The 1,537-nt window shown below is 73.6% G+C and carries 1 protein-coding gene; it reads left to right on the forward strand.

What is annotated here, in order from left to right:
* Positions 1-1,482: threonine/serine exporter ThrE family protein (locus ACIQOV_RS40935; RefSeq protein WP_401056157.1), on the forward strand; the 1,482-nt coding region annotated here is incomplete at its 5' end.
* Positions 1,483-1,537: the final 55 nt, after the last annotated feature.

Raw genomic sequence — 1,537 nt, forward strand, 5'->3', positions numbered from 1 at the left:
GCCGGCTACACCCCGCCCACCGGCATCCCGGTCCCGGACCTCACCGCCGGCGCCCCCGGCGAGGCGCCCTGGCCGGACCGGATGCGCACCCTGCTGCGCACCCCGATGTCCGAGCGGCCCGCCTTCGAGCGCACCGCCCGCGAAATGCACCCCTCCGCGTCCGTCACCCGCAACGTCCCGCGCATCCTCGACCTGACGCTGCGCATCGGCGAGTTGCTGCTGGCCAGCGGCGAGGCAGCCGAGGACGTCGAGGCGGCGATGCTCGGCATCGCGCACGCCTACCGGTTGGACCGTTGCGAGCCGCAGGTCACCTTCACCCTGATCGGCATCTCGTACCAGCCCTCGCTGGTCGAGCCGCCGGTCACCGCCGACCGCGTGGTGCGCCGCCGGACCTCCGACTACACCCGGCTCGACGCGGTGTACGCGCTGGTCGCGGACATCACCGCGGAGAACGTGACGGTCAACGACGCCTACCGCCGGCTCGCGCTGATCCGCCGCAACCGGCACCCGTACCCCGCCTGGTTCCTCGCCCTGACCACCGGCCTGCTGGCCGGCGCGGCGACCTTCCTGGTCGGCGGGCGGGTGGACGACAAGGCCTGGCTGGTGTTCGCGAGCGCCTTCGTCGCGGCCGTCCTGGGCGACCGGCTGGCCTCCGCGCTGGCCCGGCGCCGGCTGCCGGAGTTCTACCAGTTCGTGGCGGCCGCGATGCCGGCCGCCGCCTCCGGCATCATCCTCTCGCTCAACGACTGGGGCCTGCGCGGCTCGGTCGTGATCACCGGTGGCCTGTTCGCCCTGCTGCCCGGGCGCGCCCTGGTCGCCGCCGTGCAGGACGGCCTGACCGGCTTCTACATCACCGCCGCGGCCCGCCTGCTGGAAGTGATCTACCTGGTCGCGGGCATCGTGATCGGGGTGATGGTGATCCTCTACCTGGGCGTCGGCTTCGAGGCGAACCTGCGCCCGGACGAGAGCCTGGTGGGCGTCAACTACCCGCCGGTCCAGATGGTCGCCGCGATGGTGCTGACCCTGGCCTTCGCGACGCTGCTCCAGACCGACCGCCGCACGCTGGCCCTGGTCACCGTCAACAGCGGCATCGGCTGGGCCAGCTACGGTGCGCTGGTGTACAACGCGGGCGTCAACCCGATCGCGGCGACCGGCGTGGCGGCCGGGCTGGTCGGCCTCTTCGGCCAGCTGATGGCGCGCTACCGCAACGGGTCGGCGCTGCCGTACGTGACCGCCGCGATCGGTCCGCTGATGCCCGGTTCGGCGCTCTACCTCGGGATGCTCGCCTTCGCCCAGGGGCACTCCAGCGCCGGCCTGGTGTCGGTCTTCCGGGCGGCGGCGATCGCGATGGCGCTGGCGGTCGGGGTGAACCTGGGCGGGGAGATCGCCCGGCTGTTCCTGAAACTGCCGGTCGGCGCCGAGCGCCCGTCGCTCTACCCGGTCGTGCCGCGCCGGGCGGCCAAGCGCACTCGAGGGTTCTGACCGGACGTCGGGCCGGACGTCGAGCCGGTACCGGGGCGATGCGGTCCCCGGGCCC

Source organism: Kitasatospora sp. NPDC091257 (genome assembly GCF_044757675.1).
Classification (GTDB): Bacteria; Actinomycetota; Actinomycetes; order Streptomycetales; family Streptomycetaceae; genus Kitasatospora; species Kitasatospora lactacystinica.